This window comes from Exiguobacterium sp. s150 (assembly GCF_018618435.1).
GTDB classification, from domain to species: Bacteria; Bacillota; Bacilli; order Exiguobacteriales; family Exiguobacteriaceae; genus Exiguobacterium; species Exiguobacterium alkaliphilum.
This window is the reverse complement of the sequence record NZ_JACSMC010000062.1, coordinates 1-3,011: the sequence shown is the minus strand read 5'-3', so window position 1 is coordinate 3,011 and position 3,011 is coordinate 1. Positions and strand designations below refer to the sequence as shown.

1 rRNA gene is annotated in these 3,011 nt (G+C 54.6%); it reads right to left on the bottom strand.

The window, feature by feature from the left end:
• Window positions 1-12: 12 nt before the first annotated feature.
• Window positions 13-2,926, bottom strand: a 23S ribosomal RNA gene (locus KNP76_RS15405).
• Between the last annotated feature and the right edge of the window lie 85 nt (window positions 2,927-3,011).

Sequence of the window (3,011 nt, the reverse complement as noted above, 5' to 3'; positions counted from 1 at the left end):
CAAACCATAGACTAGATCAAAGCCTCGACCGATTAGTATCATTCAGCTCCACGTGTCACCACGCTTCCACCCATGACCTATCTACCTCATCGTCTCTGAGGGGTCTTTCTTGATTGCTCAAAGGGAAATCTCATCTCGGAGGGGGCTTCATGCTTAGATGCTTTCAGCACTTATCCCGTCCGCACGTAGCTACCCAGCGATGCTCCTGGCGGAACAACTGGTACACCAGCGGTGCGTCCATCCCGGTCCTCTCGTACTAAGGACAGCTCTCCTCAAATTTCCTGCGCCCACGACGGATAGGGACCGAACTGTCTCACGACGTTCTGAACCCAGCTCGCGTACCGCTTTAATGGGCGAACAGCCCAACCCTTGGGACCTACTCCAGCCCCAGGATGCGATGAGCCGACATCGAGGTGCCAAACCTCCCCGTCGATGTGGACTCTTGGGGGAGATCAGCCTGTTATCCCCAGGGTAGCTTTTATCCGTTGAGCGATGGCCCTTCCATGCGGAACCACCGGATCACTAAGCCCGACTTTCGTCCCTGCTCGACTTGTAGGTCTCGCAGTCAAGCTCCCTTCTGCCTTTGCACTCTTCGAATGATTTCCAACCATTCTGAGGGAACCTTTGGGCGCCTCCGTTACTGTTTAGGAGGCGACCGCCCCAGTCAAACTACCCACCTGACACGGTCCTCCAGCCGGATCACGGCTGCGAGTTAGAGACTCTATACGCAAAGGGTGGTATCCCAAGGGTGTCTCCACCGAAGCTGGCGCTCCGGCTTCACAAACTCCCACCTATCCTGTACATCGCGTACAAAGCCTCAATATCAGGCTGTAGTAAAGCTCCATGGGGTCTTTCCGTCCTGTCGCGGGTAACCTGCATCTTCACAGGTACTATGATTTCACCGGGTCTCTCGTTGAGACAGTGCCCAAATCGTTACGCCTTTCGTGCGGGTCGGAACTTACCCGACAAGGAATTTCGCTACCTTAGGACCGTTATAGTTACGGCCGCCGTTTACTGGGGCTTCGGTTCAGTGCTTCTCTTGCGATGACACATCCCCTTAACCTTCCAGCACCGGGCAGGCGTCAGCCCCTATACTTCATCTTGCGATTTAGCAGAGACCTGTGTTTTTGCTAAACAGTCGTTTGGGCCTATTCACTGCGGCTTATGTTGCCATAAGCGTCCCTTCTCCCGAAGTTACGGGACCATTTTGCCGAGTTCCTTAACGAGAGTTATCCCGCGCGTCTTAGAATTCTCATCTCGCCTACCTGTGTCGGTTTACGGTACTGGCGCCGACCTCCTTACTAGAGGCTTTTCTTGGCAGCGTGAAATCCGGTACTTCGCCCTACGGGCTCCACGTCACAGCTCGACCTTGTATGCCGGGCGGATTTGCCAACCCGACGGCCTCGCTGCTTGTCCGTGCACTTCCAGTCGCACGGTTACCTTATCCTTCTGCGTCCCCCCATCGTTCAAACGGTGGTACGGCGGTACAGGAATATCAACCTGTTGTCCATCGCCTACGCCTTTCGGCCTCGGCTTAGGTCCAGACTAACCCTGAGCGGACGAGCCTTCCTCAGGAAACCTTGGGCTTTCGACGGAGGGGATTCTCACCCCTCTTTTCGCTACTCACACCGGCATTCTCACTTCCAAGCGCTCCACGGCTCCTCACGATACCGCTTCACTGCTGCTTGGAACGCTCTCCTACCATCCCTTACGGGATCCATAGCTTCGGTGGTATGTTTAGCCCCGTTACATTTTCGGCGCGGCGTCACTCGACTAGTGAGCTATTACGCACTCTTTGAATGGTGGCTGCTTCTAAGCCAACATCCTAGTTGTCTGTGCAACGCCACATCCTTTTCCACTTAACATACACTTGGGGACCTTAGCTGATGGTCTGGGCTGTTTCCCTCTCGACTACGGATCTTATCACTCGCAGTCTGACTCCCGAGTACAAGTCACTGGCATTCGGAGTTTGACTGAATTCGGTAACCCTGTGGGGGCCCCTAGTCCAATCAGTGCTCTACCTCCAGAACTCTTCACCTCGAGGCTAGCCCTAAAGCTATTTCGGAGAGAACCAGCTATCTCCAGGTTCGATTGGCATTTCACCGCTACCCACACCTCATCCCCGCACTTTTCAACGTGCGTGGGTTCGGACCTCCAGTCAGTGTTACCTGACCTTCATCCTGGACATGGGTAGATCACCTGGTTTCGGGTCTACGACGACGGACTGATGCGCCCTGTTCAGACTCGCTTTCGCTGCGGCTCCGCCTTTTCGGCTTAACCTCGCCCGCCATCGTAACTCGCCGGTTCATTCTACAAAAGGCACGCCATCACCCGTTAACGGGCTCTGACTACTTGTAGGCATACGGTTTCAGGATCTGTTTCACTCCCCTTCCGGGGTGCTTTTCACCTTTCCCTCACGGTACTGGTTCACTATCGGTCACTAGGAAGTATTTAGCCTTGGGAGATGGTCCTCCCGGATTCCGACGGGGTTTCACGTGTCCCGCCGTACTCAGGATCCACTCTGGAGGGGACAGGATTTCGGCTACAGGGCCGTCACCTTCTCTGGCCGACCTTTCCAGGTCGTTCACCTATCCTATCCCTTTGTAACTCCGTATAGAGTGTCCTACAACCCCAGGAAGCATGCTTCCTGGTTTGGGCTGTTCCCGTTTCGCTCGCCGCTACTCAGGGAATCGAATTTTCTTTCTCTTCCTCCGGGTACTTAGATGTTTCAGTTCCCCGGGTCTGCCTCACGCCGTGCTATGTATTCACACGGGTGTCCCGCCAGTCTCCCGGCGGTGGGTTCCCCCATTCGGATACCCCTGGATCAAAGTGTACTTACCACTCCCCAGGGCATTTCGCTGTTCGTCGCGTCCTTCATCGGCTCCTAGTGCCAAGGCATCCACCGTACGCCCTTTCTACCTTGATCTAGCGTCTAAGACACACGGTCCTCACGGACCATATGTGAAATTTTGGTTTGATGTCTTGATGAATCTTCAGTTTTCAAGGAACAA